This window comes from Oleiphilus sp. HI0067 (genome assembly GCF_001635735.1).
In genome coordinates, this window is record NZ_LWFI01001663.1 from 1 (window position 1) to 783 (window position 783).

The window sequence follows — 783 nt, forward strand, 5'->3', positions numbered from 1 at the left end:
AAGATCTTCCGTTTGACTAAAAAAGGGAAGCTGGTTGAAGGTATTTTCCGTGGCGAAACAATCAACACGCCATCAATGTTATGTGTGGCCGATTATCTCGATGCACTTGCTTGGGTGGATAGTCTTGGTGGATTGCAGGGTGCGATTGATCGTTCTCAAGCAAACCTAGCTGCCATTGAAAAGTTTGTCGCGGCAAATGACTGGATCGACTTCTTAGCGCAAGATCCAAATACCTTATCGAACACTAGTGTGTGTTTAAAATTGAACGCGACGCCAGAGCAAGTTAAAGCCATGATTAAACTTCTGGCTGACGAAAATGTTGCTTTTGATATCGGTGCTTATCGTGACGCGCCAGATGGTTTGCGTATTTGGTGTGGCGCGACGGTAGAGGCGAGTGACGTTGAGGCCTTAATGTCTTGGTTATCTTGGGCGTATCAAGAAGTACAATAATTCATCAGTGTTTAGCATTTGACGCTAATCTCTATCTTAGTTGCGTGTCACGCTACACAGACTTCCATAAGTCATCTAGTCTTAAGTAATTACTTTAAGGAGAGTGTCTTATGGAAGTTTCAACCATCATTTCATGGATCGTTCTGATCTTTGTTGCTTTTTATATCGTTCGCATCTACAACAATTTAGTCGCGTTCAAAAATCAATATGAAAATGCCTTTTCGCAAATTGAGGTGCAATTAAAGCGCCGCTACGATTTGATCCCTAACTTGGTTGAAGCAACTAAGGCGTATTTAAGCCATGAGAAAGAAACGCTTGAGGCTGTGATTAGTG

General features: G+C 42.3%; 1 protein-coding gene and 1 pseudogene. Both read left to right on the plus strand.

Annotated elements, in window-relative coordinates:
• A pseudogene (locus A3739_RS30505) lies at nt 1-450 on the plus strand (phosphoserine aminotransferase); the annotation flags it as partial.
• Nucleotides 451-560: 110 nt separating this feature from the next.
• The coding region (locus tag A3739_RS26765; RefSeq protein ID WP_197472617.1) for a LemA family protein at nt 561-783 on the plus strand (223 nt) is incomplete at its 3' end.